This is a genomic window from Fulvivirga lutimaris, from assembly GCF_009711525.1.
Taxonomy (GTDB): Bacteria; Bacteroidota; Bacteroidia; order Cytophagales; family Cyclobacteriaceae; genus Fulvivirga; species Fulvivirga lutimaris.
Genome location: NZ_SMLV01000431.1, coordinates 37,925 through 62,346, shown reverse-complemented (window position 1 = coordinate 62,346; position 24,422 = coordinate 37,925). Strand labels below are relative to the sequence as shown.

At 38.9% G+C, this 24,422-nt stretch carries 23 protein-coding genes; 8 read left to right on the top strand and 15 right to left on the bottom strand.

Annotated features, from left to right (window positions below):
* The 3 genes from E1140_RS21590 to E1140_RS19385 form a co-directional block, all read right to left on the bottom strand.
* Window positions 1-1,266, bottom strand: a 1,266-nt coding sequence (locus tag E1140_RS21590; protein WP_185153685.1) for a S41 family peptidase, incomplete at its 3' end; no start/stop codon positions are given.
* 196 nt (window positions 1,267-1,462) lie between these two features.
* Entirely contained in the window at window positions 1,463-2,638 is a 1,176-nt protein-coding gene (locus tag E1140_RS19390) for a serine hydrolase domain-containing protein (RefSeq protein ID WP_155188096.1), read from the bottom strand.
* 2 nt (window positions 2,639-2,640) lie between these two features.
* Complete coding sequence (locus E1140_RS19385; RefSeq protein ID WP_155188093.1) at window positions 2,641-3,237, bottom strand: hypothetical protein; 597 nt, start codon at window positions 3,235-3,237, stop codon at window positions 2,641-2,643.
* A gap of 250 nt (window positions 3,238-3,487) precedes the next feature.
* Here E1140_RS19385 and E1140_RS19380 point away from each other — a divergent pair, with 250 nt between their 5' ends.
* From E1140_RS19380 to E1140_RS19345, 8 genes are all read left to right on the top strand, one after another.
* Window positions 3,488-4,897, top strand: coding sequence for a sensor histidine kinase (locus E1140_RS19380; RefSeq protein WP_155188090.1), 1,410 nt, complete (start codon window positions 3,488-3,490; stop codon window positions 4,895-4,897).
* 498 nt (window positions 4,898-5,395) lie between these two features.
* Complete coding sequence (locus E1140_RS19375; protein WP_155188087.1) at window positions 5,396-7,906, top strand: hypothetical protein; 2,511 nt, start codon at window positions 5,396-5,398, stop codon at window positions 7,904-7,906.
* 8 nt (window positions 7,907-7,914) lie between these two features.
* Window positions 7,915-9,021: an alpha/beta hydrolase gene (locus E1140_RS19370; RefSeq protein WP_155188084.1), complete on the top strand. Its 1,107-nt coding sequence runs from the start codon at window positions 7,915-7,917 to the stop codon at window positions 9,019-9,021.
* A 403-nt stretch (window positions 9,022-9,424) separates the two neighbouring features.
* Window positions 9,425-10,282: a helix-turn-helix domain-containing protein gene (locus tag E1140_RS19365; protein WP_155188082.1), complete on the top strand. Its 858-nt coding sequence runs from the start codon at window positions 9,425-9,427 to the stop codon at window positions 10,280-10,282.
* An 89-nt stretch (window positions 10,283-10,371) separates the two neighbouring features.
* The gene (locus E1140_RS19360; protein WP_155188079.1) at window positions 10,372-10,725 is read left to right on the top strand and encodes a hypothetical protein; all 354 of its coding nucleotides are present in this window, start codon (window positions 10,372-10,374) and stop codon (window positions 10,723-10,725) included.
* A 2-nt stretch (window positions 10,726-10,727) separates the two neighbouring features.
* Window positions 10,728-11,237 (top strand): anthrone oxygenase family protein, encoded by a 510-nt coding sequence (locus tag E1140_RS19355; RefSeq protein WP_155188076.1) that lies wholly within the window; start codon window positions 10,728-10,730, stop codon window positions 11,235-11,237.
* Between the two features lie 5 nt (window positions 11,238-11,242).
* The gene (locus E1140_RS19350; RefSeq protein WP_155188074.1) at window positions 11,243-12,085 is read left to right on the top strand and encodes an NmrA family NAD(P)-binding protein; all 843 of its coding nucleotides are present in this window, start codon (window positions 11,243-11,245) and stop codon (window positions 12,083-12,085) included.
* Between the two features lie 197 nt (window positions 12,086-12,282).
* Entirely contained in the window at window positions 12,283-12,684 is a 402-nt protein-coding gene (locus E1140_RS19345) for a DUF5367 family protein (protein ID WP_155188071.1), read from the top strand.
* A 42-nt stretch (window positions 12,685-12,726) separates the two neighbouring features.
* Here E1140_RS19345 and E1140_RS21965 read toward each other — a convergent pair whose 3' ends face one another.
* From E1140_RS21965 to rsxC, 12 genes are all read right to left on the bottom strand, one after another.
* Window positions 12,727-12,858, bottom strand: coding sequence for a hypothetical protein (locus E1140_RS21965; RefSeq protein ID WP_281350438.1), 132 nt, complete (start codon window positions 12,856-12,858; stop codon window positions 12,727-12,729).
* A 177-nt stretch (window positions 12,859-13,035) separates the two neighbouring features.
* A complete protein-coding gene (locus E1140_RS22065) occupies window positions 13,036-15,198 on the bottom strand; it encodes a 4Fe-4S domain-containing protein (protein ID WP_155188068.1) in 2,163 nt (720 codons plus the stop codon).
* Between the two features lie 14 nt (window positions 15,199-15,212).
* Complete coding sequence (locus tag E1140_RS19335; protein WP_155188065.1) at window positions 15,213-16,175, bottom strand: thiamine pyrophosphate-dependent enzyme; 963 nt, start codon at window positions 16,173-16,175, stop codon at window positions 15,213-15,215.
* A 3-nt stretch (window positions 16,176-16,178) separates the two neighbouring features.
* Window positions 16,179-18,074: a 2-oxoacid:acceptor oxidoreductase subunit alpha gene (locus E1140_RS19330; protein WP_155188063.1), complete on the bottom strand. Its 1,896-nt coding sequence runs from the start codon at window positions 18,072-18,074 to the stop codon at window positions 16,179-16,181.
* 167 nt (window positions 18,075-18,241) lie between these two features.
* Window positions 18,242-19,108, bottom strand: a complete 867-nt coding sequence (locus E1140_RS19325; RefSeq protein ID WP_155188061.1) for an RnfABCDGE type electron transport complex subunit B — start codon at window positions 19,106-19,108, stop codon at window positions 18,242-18,244.
* Between the two features lie 11 nt (window positions 19,109-19,119).
* The gene (locus E1140_RS19320) at window positions 19,120-19,977 is read right to left on the bottom strand and encodes a ferredoxin reductase domain-containing protein (RefSeq protein ID WP_155188059.1); all 858 of its coding nucleotides are present in this window, start codon (window positions 19,975-19,977) and stop codon (window positions 19,120-19,122) included.
* Between the two features lie 4 nt (window positions 19,978-19,981).
* The gene (locus E1140_RS19315) at window positions 19,982-20,179 is read right to left on the bottom strand and encodes a hypothetical protein (RefSeq protein ID WP_155188056.1); all 198 of its coding nucleotides are present in this window, start codon (window positions 20,177-20,179) and stop codon (window positions 19,982-19,984) included.
* Window positions 20,180-20,192: 13 nt separating this feature from the next.
* Complete coding sequence (locus E1140_RS19310; protein WP_155188053.1) at window positions 20,193-20,774, bottom strand: electron transport complex protein RnfA; 582 nt, start codon at window positions 20,772-20,774, stop codon at window positions 20,193-20,195.
* Window positions 20,771-21,412, bottom strand: a complete 642-nt coding sequence (gene rsxE / locus E1140_RS19305) for an electron transport complex subunit RsxE (protein WP_155188050.1) — start codon at window positions 21,410-21,412, stop codon at window positions 20,771-20,773. The genes E1140_RS19310 and rsxE overlap by 4 nt, the downstream gene beginning before the upstream one ends.
* The gene (locus tag E1140_RS19300) at window positions 21,405-22,079 is read right to left on the bottom strand and encodes an RnfABCDGE type electron transport complex subunit G (protein ID WP_155188047.1); all 675 of its coding nucleotides are present in this window, start codon (window positions 22,077-22,079) and stop codon (window positions 21,405-21,407) included. Before E1140_RS19300 ends, rsxE begins: the two co-directional genes overlap by 8 nt.
* Complete coding sequence (locus tag E1140_RS19295; RefSeq protein ID WP_155188044.1) at window positions 22,076-23,089, bottom strand: RnfABCDGE type electron transport complex subunit D; 1,014 nt, start codon at window positions 23,087-23,089, stop codon at window positions 22,076-22,078. The genes E1140_RS19300 and E1140_RS19295 overlap by 4 nt, the downstream gene beginning before the upstream one ends.
* Window positions 23,083-24,420: an electron transport complex subunit RsxC gene (gene rsxC / locus E1140_RS19290; protein WP_185153683.1), complete on the bottom strand. Its 1,338-nt coding sequence runs from the start codon at window positions 24,418-24,420 to the stop codon at window positions 23,083-23,085. Before rsxC ends, E1140_RS19295 begins: the two co-directional genes overlap by 7 nt.
* Between the last annotated feature and the right edge of the window lie 2 nt (window positions 24,421-24,422).

Here is a 24,422-nt window from a genome sequence, read left to right as displayed (position 1 = left end):
TATTTTAGTAAATGGTTTTGGTTCATTATTCAGATAACCGCATAATGTGTTAAACGTACCATTAGGATAATTTCTTAAATCAAAAATAATTCCTTTAGTATTCGCAAAGCTATCCATCATGGTCTCGATCATGTCCGGAATTAGCAGGCCCATGTTGACATAACCAACATTACCGTCCATAATCTCCCAGCTTTGTAAGTTCTTTTTATCAAAATCAATTAATGAAAGATCATAGCGTTTAATATACTTTGACAATAACGACTCCCCTCTTCTAAATGAGACTTTTAAAGTGTCTGCAGACCCATTGAAAACGACCGATTTTGCATCTCTAAGTTTACTTAACTTATTGGACCCAGGTACGAACTTTAATTTCTCATTGAGCAAATTCTCTATGGAAATACTGTTCACTTTCGTGATAATGTCTCCTAGTTTTATATCGTCAATGTTGCAAAGGGAATCATTATAAATTTCTGCAACTACGGCTGAATTATCTACAAATTTAACCCGAAAGGGCGGTGACTTTTTGCCGAAATAGTCCTTTGTAAGATCTGATTTGAAAAAGGCGTGACTATCTTCTATTAGTGTCAGCGTTTCTAATAGTAATAAATGAAAATCTGTTTCATTTTTCACTGCAAGGTATCTGGGGATTAATGCATCCAATGTAGATGTCCATGATGTCTCTAAGAGATACTTATGTGGAAAGAAATACTCGATATAATTCCAGTATCTAAAGAGTGTAAGCAGCCTTAAATTAGGGTCTTTCCATAAGTCTTGGTCATATTCTGGTTCATTAATAAAGTTGATTACAAAATTTTCCTCGCTTTGCGTAAAATATGCATGATCTCCCTGAAACCTATTTTTTCTTATGTTTTCTAGTTTATCTGAGAGATCCTTGTCGAAGCTTTGTAGCCATTTTAAATCAAAGTTTTTGTCGAAAATTTCTAAATCACTTTCTTCTCTGCACGTTGAGCACAATGGGACATCGCCTAGTCTCTGTATCCAATCGAAAAATATCTGATCGGTCTTTTTCTGACTAAAATTTCTATTGAGCTTGCCAAGAACATCAATGAGCTCTTTATCCCAGTTATATTTTCCTTCTGCTACAGCTGGATGATAATATTTTAGAAATCCCCAAATTTGAGCTGCCTTTCTTAATTGAGTGGTAGTAGCATCAATTTCCTTGGCTTGAATGCTTGAATAACTAAAAAATAGCAAGATCAAAACTGCTTTTACTATTACCACTGTGATTTTATCTATTCTAATCATAATCACCATTATCTATTACATTGCTTGATTAACAATTCACTTCTGGCTATTAAATATATTGCCCAGGCTTGACACTTTAATGCTGCTTTTTTAAGTAACGGTAAAGAATAATTGTTTTTTCCTTCATAACTAATGCTAATCCCAATCAAGGTTGATATTGGGTTAAAAAGAGTTCTAAACAGGGAGTTAGTAATTTTTATTCTTCAAAAACCATTTTCATAAGGTCGTCCGTCAGCTGCTCTCTGATGTCAAAGATCTTATCGCTTACACCATTTATAGAATGTATAATAGTTACTCCTGAATCAGGGAAGTGCCATGCTATAGTCAGAAATCCATATACTGCACCGGTATGACCGTAAGCAGTCCCATAGGGTGTTTCGTAAATTTCAAATCCATGCCCGTTTCTTTCGTGATAGAAACCTTTCCAATCTTCAGGCAATTCGAAGTCATCCTTCATTGTAGCTAATGATGCTGATGAGATTACGTTTCCAGCGAGCAATTCTTCAATGAAAATACCGAGATCATACATGGTTGTAATTATTCCTCCATCACCTGTTGCTAGATCATAGTGATACCAAAACTCTGATTCTATCAGTGTTTCGTTACCATGGATATCTAAATATCCTTTTGGGGTACCATTGCGAAGGTGCGTTTGCTCATCGCCAACAAATACGGAATTTAATCCAAGTGGAATAAATATCTGCTCTGCTAAAAATGTAGCAAGAGTTTGTCCAGAAACTTTTTCTACTAAAAGCCCTAGTAAAACATAGTTGGTATTTGAATAAGCATAGGTTTCACCTGGCGCATGATCAGGAGATTTACCATAGGCAAATTTCAATTTCTCTGCTGGTGATTCTGATTTGTAAGGTTCATTTATGCTTGTAAGCTCCCATTTGGTAGGGTTCAAATAATCAAACAGCCCACTAGTATGATCCAGCAATTGCTCTATAGTTACTTCTTTTGCATTTTCGATTTTGTCCATGTACTCTCCAGACAGGTAATCAGAAAGCTTATTATTGATGTCAATTTTGCCAGCATCTACAAGTTTAAATACCGCTGCGGCAGTGGCTATCTTTGATACACTGGCTATTATCATTCTGTGACATGGTGACAAAGTAATGTTGTTATGGATATCTGCTTTTCCGGCCGCACCAAACCACGCACGACCATCATTAGTTCTTACCATCATGTTAAGTCCGGGTAAGCCCTCTCTTACTTTAGCATTTACAAAATTTTGGAACTCATCAGCTCGTGGATGATCCTGAGCTATGGCAGGTAAGGTAAAACAAGTATAGTCTTCCGGTTTCAATTCCTCATAATTAGTACAAGAAATTATTGATACTACCAACAGTAATAAAAGAAATGTTTTCATGATTAAAATAGTTTTACTTTAATACCGAGAGATGAGAAAATATGAGGAATTACCGGTACTCCAGCACCTGGAGCAAAAGGTCCCTCAACTAAAACTTGATAATTGAAAAATAAATCAACCGAATTTTGACTATCCTTAATATTTATCATTGGATACTCAACTCCTAAGGCCAAACCCACCAAGCCTGTAGGTCGGCCCCAGTCTTTTATTTGTTTAAATTCTCCATCGATGTGTTGATATTTACCTGTTGGGGAAAATGTGTGTAGGTAGCCCAGCCTTGGACCCCAGCTGAGTTTTAATTTGCTTTTAATGGGATACTCATAATTGATACCTCCAAGCAAGAATATGCCATTTTGAAAATATTCATGATGATAGAATCCTCCTTCAAATGAAATGATCTTATTACTATTTTTTCGAGTCTTTACTAGTCTTTCGCCTAAGAAGGAGAACCCAGGATGGTAAGGACCAGAAAAATTTTTTATTGAAGGATAAAAAAGGGATGCTTTTATTGTAGAAACCCCAAATTTCCAATGTTGCTGAGCGTCAGCATGTGATATCACCAACAGCATAATACCACAGAATAAAAGTTGTCTTTTCATTATTTAGTTTTTTACAAAAGACTTCTTTTACCATCATTGGGTTGCTATGTAAAGAGCTTAATAAGTAAAGAGAAATGATTCTTTACCTAATTTAATTGACTCTTAACCACACACATTCGCCATTCCACGCTGCTTCCCTCTTATGCCAAGCAGCAAACTCTATTCGAAGTTAAATGCAACCCATCTACAATTAGATGTTTTACTTGTTATCGTGTCATCTTTGAGTATATTGTGTTGATAAAGTGTAATAATGAATTGGAAAAAATATATTAATAAAAGTAGCATTGTACTATTGTCGGTCATTGCATTAAGTAGTATGGCCCTTATTTTTTTCAATTACTATGTAATTAAAATCACGGCAAGCACGCGAGGCTATATCAATGGTGAGTCTAACTACTCTAAGGGGCAAAAGGATGCTTCAAAATACTTGTTGCAGTATTTGGAGTCTGAATCTGAATCTGATTGGAAGCTCTATCAAAAAAACATGCTTATTCCTTTTGGTCCAAGGGATTTTCGCCTGGCACTACTGAATGATAGTTCGAGAGCGGAGATGCATAGGGCCTTGCTTCAAGGAAGAAACCATCCAGATGATCTGGACAATTATATATGGCTGTATAAGAATTTTGGTCATTTTCCCTTTATGCAAGAGGCTGTTGCTATATGGACCAGAGGTGATCATTACAATGAAAAATTAGATAGCATAGCTCAATATTGCCATGCTATGATAGCAAAGGATGAGAAAAATGAATTGGATCTTAGTTTAGTTAAGAGTGAAATCATTCGCATTAATCAGGAATTATCAAAAATTGAATATTCATTTTCTGATGTGCTGAGCAACACAAGTAGGAAGGTTGAAGGATGGCTTAGAATAGCCAATGTGATATTCGTGATTTTGATTGTAGGAGGATCAGGAACATATTTTATAGTACTTATAAAAAGACTTGAAAACTCTGAAAAGGAACTTTTGGAAAATAATAGAAAACTTGAAGAAGTTAATATTGCACTTGACCGATTTGCGTACAGCGTGTCACACGATTTACGGGCTCCTATTTCTTCTCTTAAAGGATTGGTGGATTTACTAAAGCGAGAAGATGAACAAGAAAAATTGCCTGTTTATTTAAATATGATGATTGACAGCCTCAACCGCCAGGACGACTACATTAAAAACATTTTAATTCATTCCCGAAACCGAAGAATGGTCAATGACTTTAAGCAAGTTGAGCTTTCGGTGGTTGTTGATGATATCTTGAAAGATTTGATTCATTATGAAGGAATGGATAAGGTAGAAATAAAAGTTGATTTGCCTGATAATGTGGTTACTGATGAAAATCGGTTGAAAATTGTTATGAGCAATTTAATTTCAAATGCGGTTAAGTATCGGGATGACAAAAAAGTGCCGAAAATTGAAATCTATAGTAAACGGCAAAAAGGCGGAACACTAATTACTGTTAAGGATAATGGGATTGGTATTGAAGCAGAACACCAATCGAAGGTATATAATATGTTTTTTGTTACTAATAACACAAATAAGGGAACAGGATTAGGAATGTACATCGTTAAAGATGCTATTCAACAAATGAACGCTACTATTTCGTTAGAGTCAACATTTGGCTTAGGTACACGTTTTGACGTGTTTATACCACAATATGATGAAGGTTGATTTAAGCTCTGATAACACCATTTCTGCAAGTAATTACACACTCTAGGCTTTCTGCGTTAATGTCCCAGATTTTCAGCTTTTAATTTTAACCGAAATCATACTTCTTTTCCAAGGCATATCTGAGTAATTCACCATTACCATGTAGCCCGAGTATTTTTAGCATATTTTTTCTGTGGGTATCAATAGTATACACACTCGTGAAAAGTTGATCATCGGACGAACAATTCTTATTATGGCTTATGGCGGAATTAGAAGAGCCTAAGAATATCAAGTCTCCAAATAATGCAGTAATCTAAATATACCCAAGGTTGGGTATTGATCCCTCATGGAATTATTCGGTATTTGTGTTAATAAACTTAAGTGAAAATGCAATATCTACTCAATTTTCGAACTCTATTTATCTTACTATTACTGTTTATTAATCACCAAATTTTTGCGCAGTCAGCTGATCGAGTGCGATATCATATTCTATATGATATTTCAGGTAGTACTAACTCAATGGATAGAAATAACAATCTTGACTTCTTTCTCGATCGTATAATAGATCATAATAGTGGGAATCTGAATAGTCCAATTGCATTCACTCTTAGTCTTATAGGAGAAAATATTGACAATGAATACGCTCAAGTGGATAGATATGACCTGGAGAGTACCCAACACGGTCAAAAAGATAAAATTAGACAATTGATCAATGCATATAAAAAATCAGAAAACATAGAGGACTTTACACATTTAAATAGCAGCCTCCGCAGAATACTGAGTGATAAAGAGTTTATCAACGAGACTTTTGGGATATTTATCATCACTGACGGACAACTAAAAGCAGGTGATATAAATGAAGTAGGTCTTAAGGATCAATATGGTGGCATACAGCCTAGTATTGAAGAATATTTAGAATCTGTTCAAGATAATCTACTTAAGCTAAAAAATCTTCATAAACCAGTTTTTATAATTCAAAGTTCGCCTTTGCCAGTGAATGATTTTTTGCCATTTAAAAAGCATTTTACTCATGGAGCCAATTTTATTTCATCTGATGATTTTTTTTGGGTAGATGGACAAAAAGACTTGGGTTCAAATGACTATCAAGAAATTGATAGTGCGTATAACCAATTCCTTATTGGGGCTCAATCGCTTATAATTAATTCGGGTTATCCAGTTATTAGGTCAAACGATAAAAATATTATTGAGAATTCTTTAAGGTATACCTCTTTATCCCAGCAATTCTCGCATATCCAAAAGGAGATGGCAGCCGAGTCAAAAAAAGCAACGACACTATATGAAAAAGATGCTGAATTAGTCAAACTGCTAAATGATTTTGAAAGTTTAGGAGATCAGTTGGATACTCTGTCAGGGTCGGTATCCCAAGCAGAAATTCATAGGATAGCTAATCAGATAGATAATTTAATTGCATCGGATCTCAATCTTAAAAAAGTTGATAGTGCATTGCAAGTTATAATGCGTAGTAATTATACATATGTCCCAATCTATGCAGTAGATACTTACCCTAAGCTTTCAGAAACTGATATTATAACCAATGAACAGCCTCGTGACTGGAATAGCCTGCAAGAGTCCATTATATTAGGTTTGACCAATTACTTAATTGAACGCTCTGAGAATGAGGTAATTTTCATCCTTATTGATGTATTAAGAGAGGAAATATTTGTTAAAAACGAATATTTGCGTGAAACACTTTTTTACCATCTTGCGCACCTTCTGGATAATCATACTGAAAATTTAAGCCTCATTCTGGTAAAAGAGGCCATTGTTTCTGATCTTGATAAATTTCCACAGAATTTATTAAAGCATCCCAAAATCAAAGCTGATGAAGCACTGATTGCCCTTCAATTCGCTATTCAACTGTTTGAAACAATGAGTACACAAGGCAACTTGGAAGATGCATTTAAGAAAGCCAATCAAATTATCAAAGAACAGGGTTTGATAGACAATTCTAAACCTCTTGGTGTGGCTCTATTATTTACTACTGAGTTGGCCATGTATATGGAAGATCATGATTTGATTAAAGCTTTTAAAGAAATGGATCTCGAAAAACTCACACTTTTCACGAAGATCATTACAATTTCTTTTGCAAATAGCAACAGTCAATTACCTGTCCAGAATATTGAACTAATTACTGGCAAGCTTATAAAATTTTATGAGCAATATGAACAGGTGAAAAACCAAGTGGAACACTTAAACAAAGAGTTAGAGCAACTAGTAAATTTCAAAAATGACTTAGGTGCCTTTTTAGCCTATCGAGAAAACCTGACCTTAACTGTAATAAAATCAGCAACTCAATTATTTGTTCAAGGTTCCGAACTTATTGCACATTTCAATATGCAATCAAACTGTGATATATTGAACCAAGAAATTAGTAAAGTACAGCGAATTGTAGAAACCACAATTGAGGCTTATTTTAGAATAAGAAAAGAAGATTATTCTAAAGCCTTTGCACTATTAATGCCTATTCTTCCAGATCTTTTACCCAATACTTCTGAATACAATAAAAAATTCAACAGAAGGGTCAAACAACTCATGGCAATTGCTGGAGAAGTGTCTGAAGCAAATTCTGCGGATGATATTAAAAACCTGATCCATCAGCATGCTCTGCCAGTAGCTAGTTACCGAATAAAGCGTGATAATATTGAAAACAACCTGATGATCAATGCTTACTTTGGTGGTAGTGCTGCTTATTACACGAGTGATAATGATTTTAGCCCCGTAATATCCGCACCTATTGGAATAGACTGGTCTTTTGGAACTAAGAAAAGAAAACAGTCATGGTCTATATTTATCCCCATACTTGATATTGGAAATGTTATAAATTATCGATTTTCAGAGGGGGAATCAGGGGATGAAATACGATTCAACCAGATCATTTCACCAGGGCTTATGGTCAGCTACGGACTTTCAAAGAGATTTCCTTTTAGTATTAACGCTGGAGGTCAAATAAACCCCAAGCGGCTTTTGTTAGGCATTGCACTTGACTTACCACTGTTAAGAATAAAATAATTACTCAAATGAGATGTTCATTAAATTTCTTATTCATACTGATCCATTTCAATATTTCTGCTCAACATAATATCACTTTTGGTGAGCGCAACCCTCATGCCATCAAAATCTATATGGATAAAAATGGCGATATCTATCCTGACTATTATATATCTTCTGAAAAATTAAAAAGTGCTGATTTTAGCCTCATGCAATACTTTGAACTATATGAAGCTGATTTTATTAAGGCTGCAGCTATGGAGGGCCTAGAAATTGGCAGCTATACAGAAAATAACTATAAAGAATTTAAAGATTATCTATTCAAAAAAAAAGTAGATGAAGTTAATAGCACTGATCCAAATCAACCATTATATATATTGATACATGGCTTTCGTAAAGGTTATGCCGATGCTACTAGCGACTTTGCCAAGGTAGCACATAACATAAATGAATTACAAGGTGAGAATAGTGCTAAATTTGTAGAAGTTTATTGGGATGGATTATTTCATCAACCTTATGGCTTTCTAAAATTCAAACGTAATGCCAACCTGTTTAAATTATATGAAAATGAAGCATTGATGAATGCAACTCGCGTTGGTTATGGACTACGGAACATTCTGCCTGAAATAGTTCGTGATGAATACTCCATTATAACACATAGTCTTGGAAGCCAAGTACTCTTGTCTGCACTTACCAATACCTATGAATACCGAAGCGATTTAGTAAATAAAAGACTCCTTACCCCTGCACAGCCAATAATAAAAATTGCGATGCTTGCCCCAGCTGTTAATAATGAGCCTTTTAAGGACTATTATAATAGAAATACTACATTTGATTTTGAAGAAAAGGATAACTATTACCTTACTGTATTTTACAATGAAAATGATTTTGTGCTTAAAAAAAAGCTGTATGGTTTTGGCCCGGGTTCAACAAAACATGGTAACACTTCACTTGGTTGCAATTGTAATGATGAAGCTATCAAACTGCAAGAATATTTTCAAAAGCACTTTACAAGCTCTTATCTTAAAGTAATAGATACTGGACTTGGGTCTACACATTTATATTATCAATACTCAAACTCAGAACCCTTTCAAGTGTATATAAATAATGAAGCTAAAACTTTAGGGTGCGATTGAATTAATAAAATGTACCGTTTAAAAACATGAAAATTTGACTTCATTCATGAAGTTAGTATTCACCTGAATCTGTTGATCTATGCTCTTGCGTTCCAAAACTTCTAGTTCAACTTTAATCTTATATTTTTGTTATTAGCTCCTCAGTAGTTATCCTATGATTTAGATTTTAAATTATTTTCTCTTTTAATCGATACGGTGTTTTGATGATAACATCTCACTTCACAAAATACTAAAAATTGCGTTAATGGCTATGTATTCATTGTTATATTTAATATAATCTTGTTTTAATTATATTAATTTACTACAAAACACAGGCGGTGGGTCATTATTTACCTTCCCTCCTTGCTGAAAATCGAACATATTTTAAGGAATTACAGTAAGTTAAGGTGAGCAAATAGTCTTTATGACCCGAGACATCATAGATATTAATGACTTTACCATTTTGGTGGAAACGGCTAATGCCGAACAGGAAACGGTAGACTCATGCTTTTTTGATGAGCCTTTAATCGCAGTGGCTTTTTACGGGTCAGGCAATGTTGACCTAACTGTAAAGTATGGTAACAAGCAAAAGGCTTATAACTACACCAAAGGACTGGCACTGGCTTTCTATGCCAGTAATGAGGTGGAGTTTATTCACACCGTCTCTGCCCATAAGCCCTTGGAGTGCATTGTTATAGCTACTTCCATCAGAAGCCTGGACAAGCTGCCCAATCAGGAAGGTGAGCTGTTTAGTGAAATGCTTCAGCAGCTCGTTAACCCCAAAGCACCTTATGTAGAAGGCCCCAGTTTCTTTATGTCTCCCGAGATGCAGAACATCATTGATCAGATATTTAACAATCGGTATGAGGGTAAAACCAAGATGCTGTTCTTTAAAAGTCAGATCACATCACTATTGGCACACTTCTTTGGTCAGCTGTCTATTTTGAGCGAGGAGACCATTTCGGCAGATGAAAGGCAGCGGCTCCAACATGCCAAGGAGATACTTACCAGTAATTTAGACAACCCTCCCTCCCTTTCTGAACTCTCCAGGGAAATTGGCCTTAATACCTTTAAGCTCAAGAAGAACTTTAAGGAGCTGTTTGGTGTGCCGGTCTTCAAATACCTCCAAAATGAGCGGTTAACCACAGCGCACCATCTTATAAAGAACGATAAACTTTCCATTCAGGAAGTCGCCTGGCATGTGGGTTATGATAGTTTAAGTTCTTTCTCCAATGCCTTTGCCAAGAAATTCGGCTTCCGCCCCAGCGAAATAAAACACTAATCCTTTTCGAACAAATCATGCTCCTTTTCAAACAAATGAAACGGTAGGATAAGCCCCAGCTTTGTCTCATCATCTTAAACAAAGAGCGCATGAGACCATTAAATTCAAAAACGAGCACCATTATAGCCCTGGCTGTCGCGGGTCTTTTCCTGTTTTCCTTCCAATATCACTCAGAAGAGATCAGCAACGCACCGGTTTGGCCTGTTGAGGTCTTCAGCGTCAAAGAAGAGGCTTTGAAAGTATTGCAAAACAAATGCAATAGCTGTCACCAAAAGCGGAATCCCCGCAAGGTTTTCACCGAAAGTAATATGGCTGATTATGCCGCAAAGATCTATGAACAGGTTTTTGTGAAAAAGAGAATGCCCAAAGGCAATAAAATTCAGCTGACTGAAAGTGAAGTCAGTACCCTGAAAAAATGGATTACAACAACTAACTCAAAATAAATATGGAACTATCAACTAAACAAATCACCCTGTTTATCGGGGTTTTACTTACGGGCCTATCGGCAGGTTTGTTTTACGCCTGGGCAGTATCTGTCATACCGGGCACCCGCAGGATTACGGATTTAGCATATCTGGAAACCATGCAGTCCATCAATAAGGCCATCATCAACCCGGCCTTTATGATCATCTTCTTTGGTAGCGTGGTGTTGCTAGGCATAAGCACTGCGCAGCACTATCAGTCAGGGATCATCTTCTGGGTATTGCTGGCGGCTACCGTCACTTATCTGATAGGAACCATTGGCGTTACGGGCATGGGCAATGTGCCTCTCAATGATGCTTTGGAGGCGCTTAAACTGGATAAGTTCAGCCTCAAAGAACTAGCGATCATCAGAAGAGAATACGAAACCCCATGGAACAGGCTGCACATGATCAGGACCGTGTTTTCGGTACTATCCTTTGCTCTGGCCTTGGTGGCAGTTTTTATGAATTCAAAGTCAAATTTTAATCAATAATAATTATGAAAAACAACATTTTAGTAATTGGTGGCACGGGAAAAACCGGCCGTAAAGTAGTAGAAAAATTAAAAGCACTGGACTATCCTGTGCGTGTAGGATCAAGAAGTGCCTCTCCGTCCTTCGATTGGAACGATCAAACCACCTGGGCGAATGCTTTGGAGGGAATAGAAAAGATGTACATTACCTATCAGCCTGATTTGGCAGTTCCTGGCGCTTTGGATGCCATTGAGGCAATGATCAAGCTGGCTAAAAGAAGTGGCGTAAAAAAGGCCGTATTGCTCTCTGGTAAGGGCGAACGGGAAGCAGAACTCAGTGAGCAGGTGGCTATCCATTCGGGAATGGATTATACCATAGTGCGCGCCAGCTGGTTTATGCAAAACTTTAGTGAGAGTTTCTTTTTGGATCCTATTATAGCAGGACATGTAGCGTTGCCCAAAGCTGAGGCCAAAGTGCCTTATGTGAATACTGATGACATTGCAGATGTGGTAGTAGAAGCCTTAACCAATGAAAAGCATAATGGACAGCTTTATGAATTGACAGGCCCACGCGTACTTACTTTCGAGGAAATAACAACAGAAATAGCCACTGCTGCAGGTCGTGAAATACAGTTCACACCTATTTCAATGGATGCTTATATCAACATGTTGAAGCAAGCCAATGTATCTGATGATTATATCTGGTTGATCAACTATCTGTTTACTGAAGTGTTGGATGCTGAAGGTAATAATGTCATTACCGGAGACATAGAAAAGGTGCTGGGCAGGAAGCCAAAGGATTTTAGCGAATATGCTGAAGAAACCGCTAAATCCGGGGTTTGGAATAATGTAAATTCAGGAGTGCTGTAAACCTGAATTCGATTAATAAAAACGAACGTCATACCTGATCTCCGTACTTGCCGGAAAAATCAGCTTTAGTTTTCTATAAAGCTGATTTTATCTGGCCTGCCTGCCGGCAAAGGCAGGTATCTCACAAAAACACACATGAGATTACGGACATTTTCTACATCACCATTTAAAACAACTAAAACCCAAATTCAAATATTATGAAAAATCTAAATATCAAACGTGCTATCATTAGTTCTATAATAGTTTATGTGCTGTTGATCCCAGTCTTTATCGGATCATTTTATGTGCCCATATTAAAAGACCCTGACCTTCAGGCGAACCTGGCTTTGATGGCGGCTATGTTGCCAGCAGCTTATTTTGCAGCACATTTTTACTACCGCAAAGGACCTAAAACCAATGGTCTTATTTTGGGCTGTTTTATGTTTCTAATGGCCATCATTCTTGATGCAGTTATCACTGTCCCTGTATTTATTATCCCGTTGGGTGGTGATCACTTATCGTTTTTTAGTGATATCAGTTTTTGGCTGATCGGTTTGGAATATATAGCCGTTATTGCTGGTTACTGGCGATTTAAAATGGTTAAAACCGCTAATGTATAGTATAGATGATGCGTTACCATTCGCGAGCCATGAAACATTGCTTTACTTTCGGTCAATTTTATTCACCTGAATCCACTGTTCTATGCTCTCTCGCTCGGTAACTTCAAGTTGGAGTTTGTCTTCTACTTTTTTCTGGGATTTAACTATGGCTCTATTATTCAGGGGGTGTCTCATTGTCGGCCATTATATCGATTTTGAAGAGACTAGAGTAAAAAGTTTTTTACCCCAATACTAGGCACTGCCACAGGCCAATGTGGTAGTAAAGCGCAGGCGTTTATACAGCGCTAACAATGATTAAGTGAAGATAGAAGAAACCGTTCAATAAAATAGTCAATTGCTTTGGTTGAGGTTTCAATTAAACTTCTCGGCTCGTTTGACCAGCTTGTCAAGATTAGGCTCAGATGTATTCAAAGGCATGCCCGGGTGAATACATGCTGCAGGACATTTTTCGGCAGCCTTTACCAGTTCTTCGAAAGTGCCTTTGGCGGGGTCTTCTATATAAGCCTGTTGTTCCCCGTTGTATTTAAAAAGGTTGGGATACTTATCAATACATTCGTTGCAGGTGGTACATTCTTCACTCTCTACCCACGCCTTTTCTGAAATTGATGCCACAGTTGCTGGAGGGGTTTCTTTCTTATCAATTGGTGCTTGTTCTTCTTGTTGTGCAACTGCTACTTTCGGTTCTACTATTGGTTTGGTTGGGCTTACCTCATCTAATGTCAGTTCTTCATCATCCAATAACACCGCAATTAGCTTTTCAGCAGCTTGAGCCATCGCTTCTTTTTGGGCACTTTCAATAATTTGTTGTCGCTCTGTATTCATTTGCGCCCGCTCCTCTTCTATTTTCTTAGTCATCTCCAGGTTCTTTTCCTTAAGATCTGTTTGAGCCTTATAGCCGTTTAGCCCACCCAACTCTTGAAGGAATTGCCAATAATTCAATCGTTCCTGACAAGAAACTACCCAAACATTAGGGACAGCAGCACGATGTAACTTATGGTCTTTGTCAATCAACCAGATGTATGGAATCTTGCCATATAAGTTGGTCTGGTCTGAATCCAAATAGTCATTGAGGGGAATCAGATGTTCAGTATAATACGCTGATGGCACAATCATTAATTCTTTTGCCTTTTCTGGATAGATAGCTTTATAATCTGCATAAGTGAAAGCAACATCTATCATCACCTCTGTGTGATCGGAAGTTGCGGCATCAAGTGTATAAGCAGGCCACTTTTCAAGCGGTTGGATATTGTCTGTCAGGTCAAATCTTCCACCCCAATCGCTCACTTTTGCAGGGTTGTACAAAACCCTGGGAAAGTATCTGCTGGCATTTTCAGCTTTTGCGATCAGTGCCTTGTCTGCCACGGTCTCTGTCTCATCTTTGGGAACAGACAGATGGCATATGGAAGGAGCAGTTGATTTAAGACAGTTGGTCAAGCCTTCATAAACGGCTAATGGCTTGTCCATACTACTCTGGAAAGTATATACATTACGATGAGCAATGGCCAAAGCGGCTATTTCTTGCCTGAACTGATGACTGGCGTCTTCCCAGCTCATTTGATTATCTGGAGTGGAAATGAGCTCATGATTCAATACCAATATATTAACCGGTTGATTCGAGGCCATGAGTCTTGAAAAAGAGTCTAAATTCTCAAATAGATGTTGTTGGCGTACTAATAATACTACTGGTTGGAAAAGGTTTAACTCATCAGGTGATAGCCTGTACCAGGTAAAGTGTTCAAAATATTCGTCATGGATAGCTTCATTGTACTCGTCATCAATTTCCAGTTTTGCTATTCTGTATGCTTTGATCAGTGCGGTAAATGACTTTACTTGTTGAGCAAAGAGTTTTTGAGTATCCTCAAAAACATTGTTTTCCGTCTCAATAATCAGAACCTTTTCAAAGAGTGATTTTTGCTTTGCAGCAAATTTCAATCCTTTTTCTAGCACCAGAATTCCTTCTTGTTCATTAAAAAGTTTTAACCCTTCTTGAAGGCTTGATAAGATAGTTTTTAACCTTGCTGTTCGCTCGGCTGAAAGCATTTCAGTAGCACCTTGAGGGATAAGATCAACCATTTTATCAAAGGCTATCAGCTCATTGGCAAAATCAAAGTTTCCTTTAAGCTCTTCTACCTTTTTTGGTTTATCCACTATCTGCAAGAGCTGATTTAATCCTGCTATGAGTGACGATAATTGAGTTTTAAATGACTTTCTACTTTCTTTATGATGTGCTTTGAGAAGCGAGTTTAGGATGTGAACAGGTGCTTTTTCTTCTAATTCAATAACACTTTGAGCACCATCACCACCTAACATAAATGGATAGGCCTGTTCGCCATTATCCAGCAAAGACAGCAATGCAGAAGACATAGGGCCTTCCTGATCATTTGAATGCTCACCAGTCCGATAGAAATGTCTTAATTTCTTCCAGAAAAGTTGAGTCTCTTCTTCAGAGGCAGGTGCATTTCTTTCCCATAGGAAAGAAGAATTAGCTTGCGTTATGTTATCTGTTGATTGCACTTTTATAGCATTTATTATATTGCATATCTGTCCATCATTGAATTAATTGCCCCAATACGATCTTCAACAGCTGTACCCAGATTATGTGCTCCATATTCATCATATCGGATAGCTTCTTTATTTTGATAGAAAAGGCCAATGGGTGTAGTCTCCTTGACCATTTCAGCTGCTTCACGTGCTTTAAGTATGTCTGAAGGATCATGCTCATTCACATGACGGAATTTCTTTAATGCCTTTTCATCCAGCACAATACCATTCTCATGATTCAGCACCGTGATGGCATCAGGGTCTTTAACTGTCGGCTCGTAGCTGTCACGCATCCAGATAGGACACCTTTGCACAATTCTGACAAACGCAAGTCCAGGATGATCGAATGCCTTTTTAAGAGTAGCGTTCAGGTGGGCAGGTTTCCAGTCCACGGTTTGTGCTACAAAAGATACATTTGGTAAGCCTAGTGTGGCCTGAATAGGATTGATCGGTGGAAGTACCGAACCCGCGGGATGCGTATTTGAAACTGTGCCAAAAGGACTAGTAGGTGAAGTTTGCTTCTTTGTTAATCCATAAATAGCGTTATCAAAGAGCAATACTACCATCTTCATGTTGTAACGAATGGCATGCACCCAATGGCCCGCACCAATAGAGCAGCAATCGCCATCACCAGTTATAACGAATACGTTTAAATCAGGTCTTCTGAACTTCACACCACATGCTACAGGAAATGCACGCCCATGTAAACCATGAAAGCCATAGGTTTTCATATAGTGAGGAAAACGGCTACTACAGCCGATTCCTGATACGAAAACAGTCTTCTCGGGTGGCAATTGCTTATCATTACATAATTTTTGAACGGAGTTTAATATGGTATGCGCACCGCATCCGGAACACCATCTTGCCTTGCTACTTGCATAGTCTTCTATACTATAATGCTCTCCTTCTGGAAGTGCGATGTCACAAAAATCTGGTTGTAAGGCAATCATCTGTTAATCAATTAAAGTTAAATCGAGTTGCTTCTCCATCATTTTCAATATTTGTATAGGGCTAAGTGGCTGCCCATAAACGTTGCTAAAGCAGTCTACATCCATAAGGGTATGTGCCCTTAGGTACCATGCTAATTGAGCATAACGCCTGTTTTCTTCGGTGATCAAAGGGTTTCCAATAGTATCACTGTAGTTGATTTCCACAGTCATTACCTTTTTAAATTTTGAAAATATGCCTTTTAACCCGGGTTCTATTGGACTTAAAAAGTGTAAATGCAGACTACTTACATTAGCGCCTTTTTCCCTCGCCCGTTCAACAGCCTCTTCTATGGCCCCACGTGTAGAACCCCAGCCAACAAGTAATAAATCCCCGGTTTCGCTTCCATTAACTACTGGTACTTTAAGTGTCTTATGTAATGCCGCCAGCTTTCTACTTCTGCTTTCTGCTGCGCGCTGATTAATAGAAGGGTCATAGGCCACATGACTTTCCTCATCATGCGCCAAGCCAGTTAAGGTATACATCCCTCCTTTTTGGCCTGGAATAGGGCGATCACTAAGTCCGGTTTCTGCATCCCAATCATATGCTTTTACTCCTTTTTTCCATGGAGCCTGATTTGCGGGGCCAGTAAACCAATCTGGTTTAATAGTTGGTCTTGGAAATGGCTGAACACCGGTAGCCAGGTTAGCATCGGTTAGTACAAATACCGGTGATCTAAAAGAGTCAGCCAGTTTTCTTGCAAGGATGATATAGTGAAAGCATTCTTCAATAGTAGATGGTGCCAAAACAATCTTAGGAGCATCTCCTGCAGCTCCATACAGTACGGCCAATAGATCACCCTGCTCCACCTTGGTTGGCAGGCCAGTTGATGGGCCGCCTCGCTGTACATCTATAATTACAAGTGGTATTTCGGCCATAACGGCCAAACCAATAAATTCCGTTTTTAGAGCTATTCCTGGTCCTGAGGTTATTGTCACTGCCGTTTTTCCAGCATAGGAAGCGCCAATTGCAAAACCTATCGCTGCTATTTCATCTTCAGCCTGATGAATAATGCCTCCGGCAGATTCAATAGTTTCAGCCATAGCATGTGTAGCCGAGGTAGCTGGTGTAATTGGGTACATTGAACATACCTCTATATCAGCAGCCATAACCCCTAAACTAAGGGCCTCATTTCCATTCATCACAACAAAATCTTCATCACTCAATCGGCTTGGTATCGTGAAGTGCATGGGCAGATTCTCATTAGCCCATGCATAACCGGCATGTAACAAATCCAGATTACTCTGGATGATTTTATCGCTCTTTTTGCGGAATACATATTTTATTTGATTAGCTGCAATTTCAAGGTCTCTATCATAAATATTGCAGAGCAAGCCCAATACCCACATATTCTTGCCCTTTCTCGCATCACTTACATGCTTAAGGCATTCCTTTTCCATAGGTATTTCATGAATGATATAGCCGAGCTCCTTGAATTGTGCTAGTGACTCTTCATATGCCTTTTGAGTTTCTGGAGTATGTGTAGCCCATTTATTCTCTATAAGAAGATAAGTGCCTGATTTATAAGCATTTTGATCAATTCTACCATAAAGTACCTGTTCATTTAAGGCAACAACTATATCTGCATGGTCGCCCATATTGGTTACTTTGTTGCTGCCCATCCTGACCCTGATACCTGAGGCTCCGGCTTTAGACCTTGCCGGAGGTTGAATTTCTGCTGGAATAATTTCAACCGTCCAGACTCCGTTGCCCATTTTAGCAGAAATAGCACCAAGGCTCTGGCCGCACTTTTGAGCTCCCTCACCGGAATCACTCACAATTTCTACAACTGCTTCTTTAATGGTTTTACGATCAAAGATTATATCCGTTTTTGTTGTGGTTGTGTTGGAAGTGCTTTGCATGATAAATTCTTTGTGCTCAACTAAATAACGAAGTATATTGTTCTATTTAGGTGATGAAAATCAGTTAATAGAAAGAGTTATGTCAACTCGGTAGCGATAGTTTTCTTTGAGTGAATTCCCCTTTTTGTTAAGGTCATTTATGAATCAACTTCTCGCAACACAATTATTTAAGAATAACCGGTCTCGCGTTCTCCCTTACGAATAATGCTTTTGCTTTCTTTACCTTTAATAGCTCCTAATTTTTTATCCAACCAAACTATGGCACCGGTTGGACATCTTTCAATAGGCATTTGGTTTTGATGCTCAAGGGTGTAATTGACCACCGGAAGGTTATTTATCATAGTAATGAGATCTCCTGGAGCATCCATGGCACAACGACCACACGCAGTACATCCTACCTGGCATTCTTCCAGAATCTCATCGCCTTTTTCAAGGTTCTTACAAGCCACCCATAATTGGTGACTTACTGGCTGAATTGAAAATAGATCCTTAGGGCAAACTTCTACACAATCACCACAAGCGGTACATTTATTAATATCTACCACTGGTAGTGAATGCTCATCCATATGAATGGCATCAAAATCGCAGACGGTCTTACAGTCACCCATCCCCAGGCACCCCCAAAAACATCCCTTACCACCTCCTGAAACCAGTGAGGCAGCGGTACATGTTTCTAATCCTTTATAGTTAGCCTTGTTTCTAGCTACATTGGTACCGCCAGCGCAGGCCAATCTGGCTACTTGTTTTTCTTCACTGCCGAGCAAAACACCTAAGTAGGAAGCAATATTTTCTCTTCCCTCATCCGAGCTAACGGTACACTTGCCTGGCAACACTTCACCACTCACCAATGCTTCAGCAAATGGTCTGCAGCCAGGAAATCCACAAGCACCGCAATTGGCATGCGGCAATAAATCCTCGACAACATCAATGCGAGGATCTTCATAGACGTACAGCTTTCGCTGAGCAATCACTAACATGATGGCCAGTAAAAGGGTCAGTCCCCCGAGTGCAGCTACCGCAATTAATATTGACATCTATTCATTAATTAGTAAATAAGCTCAACCCATTTTTTTCCTGCTATCAATTCTGCTTTGCGTACTTCCCATTTCTCTTGGGAACCCATTACATGTGCAAAGGCTTTATCAAGTCCCTCTTTAACTTTTTCATGACCTGAAACGTAGATGTAAGTGTTTAGTACCTCAAGCATTTCTGCAATCTCTTCAGCCCTTTCTTCAATTGTTTGTTCCAGCACTACCGGGTCATGCCATAATGGGCGGGGACTGAATGCATGAATCGCCTTAAACGTCTCTTCACTATAATAATTGGTGAGGTCATCATCAATTTCATTTTGATAGAGAAGTTCAAGACCGCTTTGCGCTCCATAGAACAGTAAGATCCTGCCTTTCCAGTCTTTCACATTATTATAAATATGCTTTATGAAAGCTCTGAATGGTGCAATGCCTGTTCCCATTCCAATAAGGACGAGGTTTGATTCCTTATCTTCAGGAACAGAAAAGGGAAGTGGATAAGGTCCTGTGATCCTTATTTCGTCACCCACCTTCCGATCACATAGATAGTTAGAGGCAATACCTTTCTGTTGCTCACCACTAAATGCATCTACATAATTACAACGCTTTACAAGCATCGTAATTCTGGTTTTGTTCTTACTTTTAGATGGTAAATCGGCCACACTGTATAGCCGGTGATGAAGCGTATTACCAAATTCATCTTTATGATCTAGTAATACACCAAAGCTCTGATCTATTTCGCATTCAAAGGCTGGGTCTTTCAATTCTATGATGATCTCCCGTACTTCCTCAGTGTTTTCAGGGCTTAGCCTTCTTGTCTTCTTTACCGTTGCAAAATATTGTTTCCTGATATCGTAATCTGATAAATGTGCCATGGCGTTATCCTTTATTCCTTAATTCTGAATTTTTATTTATACATTTTGTAGTGCAACCACAACTACCACAATCCGACCTTCCAGCCAACACATCTTCATTGATATGATGATCTGGAAAGGCCTTTTTCCATGCGCGCTGGACTACTGTCCAGATAAGCATCATTCCTATAATTCCAAGTATCCCAATTGCATATTTTTCCATCATTCAATACTTTTTAACTTCCTAAACCTGAAAATCCCATAAATGCCAGCGACAAGATGCCTGCAACAATAAGGGTAAGAACTGTTCCTCTAATGACCTCAGGAACTTCAGCAAGCTCCAGTTGCTCTCTAAACCCCGCAATAAGTACTAATGCTAAAGTAAAGCCCGCCCCTGCACCTAATGCATACACTATACTTTGGATGAAATCATATCCTTTATTGGTTTGAAATAGTGCTAACCCCAGGATAGCACAGTTAGTCGTTATCAATGGCAGGAAAATCCCTAAAGCCCTAAAGAGTGACGGGCTCATCTTTTTTACCATCATTTCTACCAGTTGTACCGTTGAAGCGATGACAACAATGTAGCTAATTAGCTGTAGAAAGGGAGCATTGATGGCTATCAGCAAACTATTTATGCCATAAGCGGCCATAGAGCTAATTAGCATTACAAAGGTGACAGCTCCTCCCATTTTGCTTGCCGTGTCAATCTTACCTGAAACACCTAAAAAGGGGCAAATACCTAAGAAATAAGCCAATACGAAATTATTAACCAGACAGGCATTAATAAATATTTGGGTAAGTGATGCCTGATTCATGCCTTTGAATTTTTCTTCTTAATTACATTGAATAAGAGCAACCATGCAGCTAGTGTGAAAAAGCCACCTGCTGGTAGTATCATTACAACCCACTCCTGAAATTGTACAGGAAAAAGACTATACCCGAAGAATGAGCCATTACCGAGTACCTCTCTAATGGCTCCAAGACTGAAAAGACCGATGGTAAAACCTATACCCATGCCCAATGCATCTAAAATCGATTTTCCCACAGTATTCTTAGAAGCGAAGGCCTCTGCCCTACTTAGTATCAGGCAGTTCACTACAATGAGTGAAATAAAAGCACCCAAACTTTTATGCAAATCCACGCTGATAGCTTGAATGGCATAATCTATCATTGTTACAAATGTGGCTATGATCAAAATGTAGGAGGCAATTCTTACCTCCTTTGGGATAAAATTGCGCAGTAGGGATACCAGTATATTGGACATAAGTAATACGAATGCCGTGGCCAGGCCCATGGCCAGAGCATTTAATGCTGTATTAGAGACCGCCAATACCGGGCACATACCAAGTACCTGAACAAACACTGGATTTTCACGCCACAACCCTTTGATAAACTCATCGGTTGATGAAGGTGCTAGATTGTTCTGGGCTGCATTATCGCTAGGGTTACTCATTAGCTTTTAGTTTAAAAACCTCTTGATTTTTATAAATAATTGGCACCCATTCCTCAGTGCTCCTACCCATTATTTCACCAATGGCCCGTGATGAAATGGTGGCACCAGTAATACCATCAATTTCCCATGGATTGACTTTAGTACCACTTTTAACTGTAATCACAGCATTCTCAAGTGCATCTAATCCTTTATTGAGAGATACTTCAAGTGCCGAAAAATTGGAAAGAAACTGAGGGTCGATCTCAATTTTATCCCCAAGACCTGGTGTTTCCTTGCTTTCCAGTACATAAAATCCTACAACTTTCAGTTTGTCTGGACTATATCCATATAATATCCGAATGACATCTGCATATCCCTGACCGCTGGCTTCAATTGCTACTCCTTTGAAAGTGCCAGTATCATCATAGCCGGCATAGACAATCACTTGGTCATCATCAGCTGCCAATTGAAAAGCACCATCCTTGTATGCATATGCACGAGTGTCAGAAATGCCGGGTAATACCTTAAAAATTGCCTCTTGCAATGCTTGAGCCCTCAGTTGCTCTATCCTGGGGAGTGTGCCTTCATAGGTCAATACAATCAGTAATCCGCAAAGTGTTCCTATACCCACCATGGCACGAAGCATGTGAAAGCTATTGGCGGTCGGTATGGTCTCCTGATTCGTCATGAGGTTTTTGTTTTTGTGCCATATACCCGATATTGTATCAGACGATCAATGTGTGGAGACATTGCGTTAGCCAATAAAATGGCATACATCACACCTTCAGGAAGACCTCCCCAAATACGGATCACTACCACCAATACCCCTATAATAACGCCATAGAGTATCACTCCTGCTGATGTAATTGGTGAAGCAACCATGTCTGTAGCCATAAATACAGCTCCAAGCATTAATCCTCCTGAGAAAAGCATAAAGAATGGCGATGGATATTGGCCAGGATCAATCCAGTAAAGGATGCCACTAAAAAGAAGCACTGTTATCAAAATGGCTATCGGTATTCGCCAATTCATAAAATTTCTGATAACCAGATAAGTACCTCCTAAAAGGATCAAAACAGCACTGGTTTCACCTGCTGATCCACTTGTGAGTCCTAAAGCTAGATCTGTAGTATCTGTAGTTACTCCATCAAATTTGAAGGCAGACAAGGGTGTTGCACCTGAAAAACCATCAATAATAGGCTCCATAAAAGGAAGTGTTAAAATGGAAGAATGGATGGTTGAAAAGCGATCATCCATAAATCCTGCATACCAAGTAGTGATGGCAACCGGAAAGGCAGCCTGCAACACTGCTCGACCTACTAAAGCTGGGTTGAAGACGTTATAGCCAAGTCCACCGAAAAGGAATTTTCCCATTGCAATGGCCACCATACCACCCAAAAAGGTCATCCATAGCGGAAAGATTGGAGGGAGTGTCAATCCCAACAATAAGCCTGTTATAACGGCTGACCAATCTGAAACAGTACTGGATTTTTTGGTAATGCGACATAAGAAGTGTTCTGTTAGTAAGCTGGATGTAACAGCTGTGATCAATACCAATGCGGCATTTATGCCAAAAGAATAAACACTAAAGAGAGCTGTAGGCATTAAGGCATATACAACATTTCGCATGATGACTTCCACACTTATACCTTTTGTTAGGTGTGGTGAGGTGCTAATATTTAGTGTCTTGCCTAACATGCTGCTGCTTTTCGTTTCCTGACTATGGATTTTGATAGTCTGAAATATTGAACCAGAGGTATGTGTGAAGGGCATACATAAGAACACGAACCGCATTCAAAGCAGTCCATAAGATGGTAATCGGCAGCCATCTGATCGTATTCCTCAAACTTGGCCAAAATACCCAGTTTTGACGGATTTAGAGATAAAGGACAGGCATCTACACAAGCACCGCACTTGATACATGGATAAATCCGCTCAGCCCTTTTTACATGGTTATTGTTAAATACTACTATACCGGAGGTGCCTTTGACAATGGAGATGTCCAAATTGGATACCGCAACTCCCATCATTGGTCCACCCATATAAACTTCGCTTATGGACTCTTCCACACCAACCTGATCTAACACATACCTGAGTGGGGTACCTATAGGTATTAGATAGTTGCCTTTTTTCTTTACTCCTGAGCCAGTAATGGTTATTACACGCTCTTGTATACCACGACCATGTGGTAATAAACGTCCTATCTCAGCTGTAGTAGCAACATTCACCACCACAGCGTTCACATCTATAGGTAATCCTCCTGAAGGCACCTCTTTGTTTAAAAGTGAAGTGATCAGCATTTTTTCAGCACCCTGGGGGTACTTCACTGGTACTACTTCTACCGATATTAAGTCTTCAGATTTTAGATAATTGCTAAGAAAATCAGCAGCATCCTGTTTATTAGCTTCAATGCCTATAATTGCACGATTAGCTTTAGTAGCTTTTAATAAGTACTTGATTCCTAGTAGGATATCTTCAGGTTGTTCGAGCATCACACGATGGTCAGTAGTGAGGTAAGGCTCGCATTCTATACCGTTGATAATCAATACATCGCAATATTTTCCTTCGGGTATTTTGAGTTTGGCGTGTGTTGGAAATGCTGCACCTCCTAATCCTACAATTCCGGCATTTTGAATGCCATTAAGAATCTCTTCAGGTATTGCTGATTCTACATCTATAGGGGTGCCTTCCTGTACTTCCTGAGTTGAAGATGGAAAAGGCTCTAAATAGATACCTGACGTCATCTTGCCTGAGATTGTAGGCACATTTGAGATTTTTCTAATTTTACCTGAAGCCGGGGAATGTAAAGGAACAGAAAGATAACCGTCTGCCTCTGCCAGTTGCTGCCCACGTACTACTTCCTGACCTTCTTTAACAATTACTTTAGAAGGAGCTCCAATGTTTTGTGCAATAGGTAAAATAAGTAATGGAGCAAAAGGAAACTGGCGAATAGGCTGGCCATTAGTCTCTGTTTTGTTTTCCGGAGGATGAACACCATGTTTGAAGGTATGTCGATGCAGTTTCAGCACTT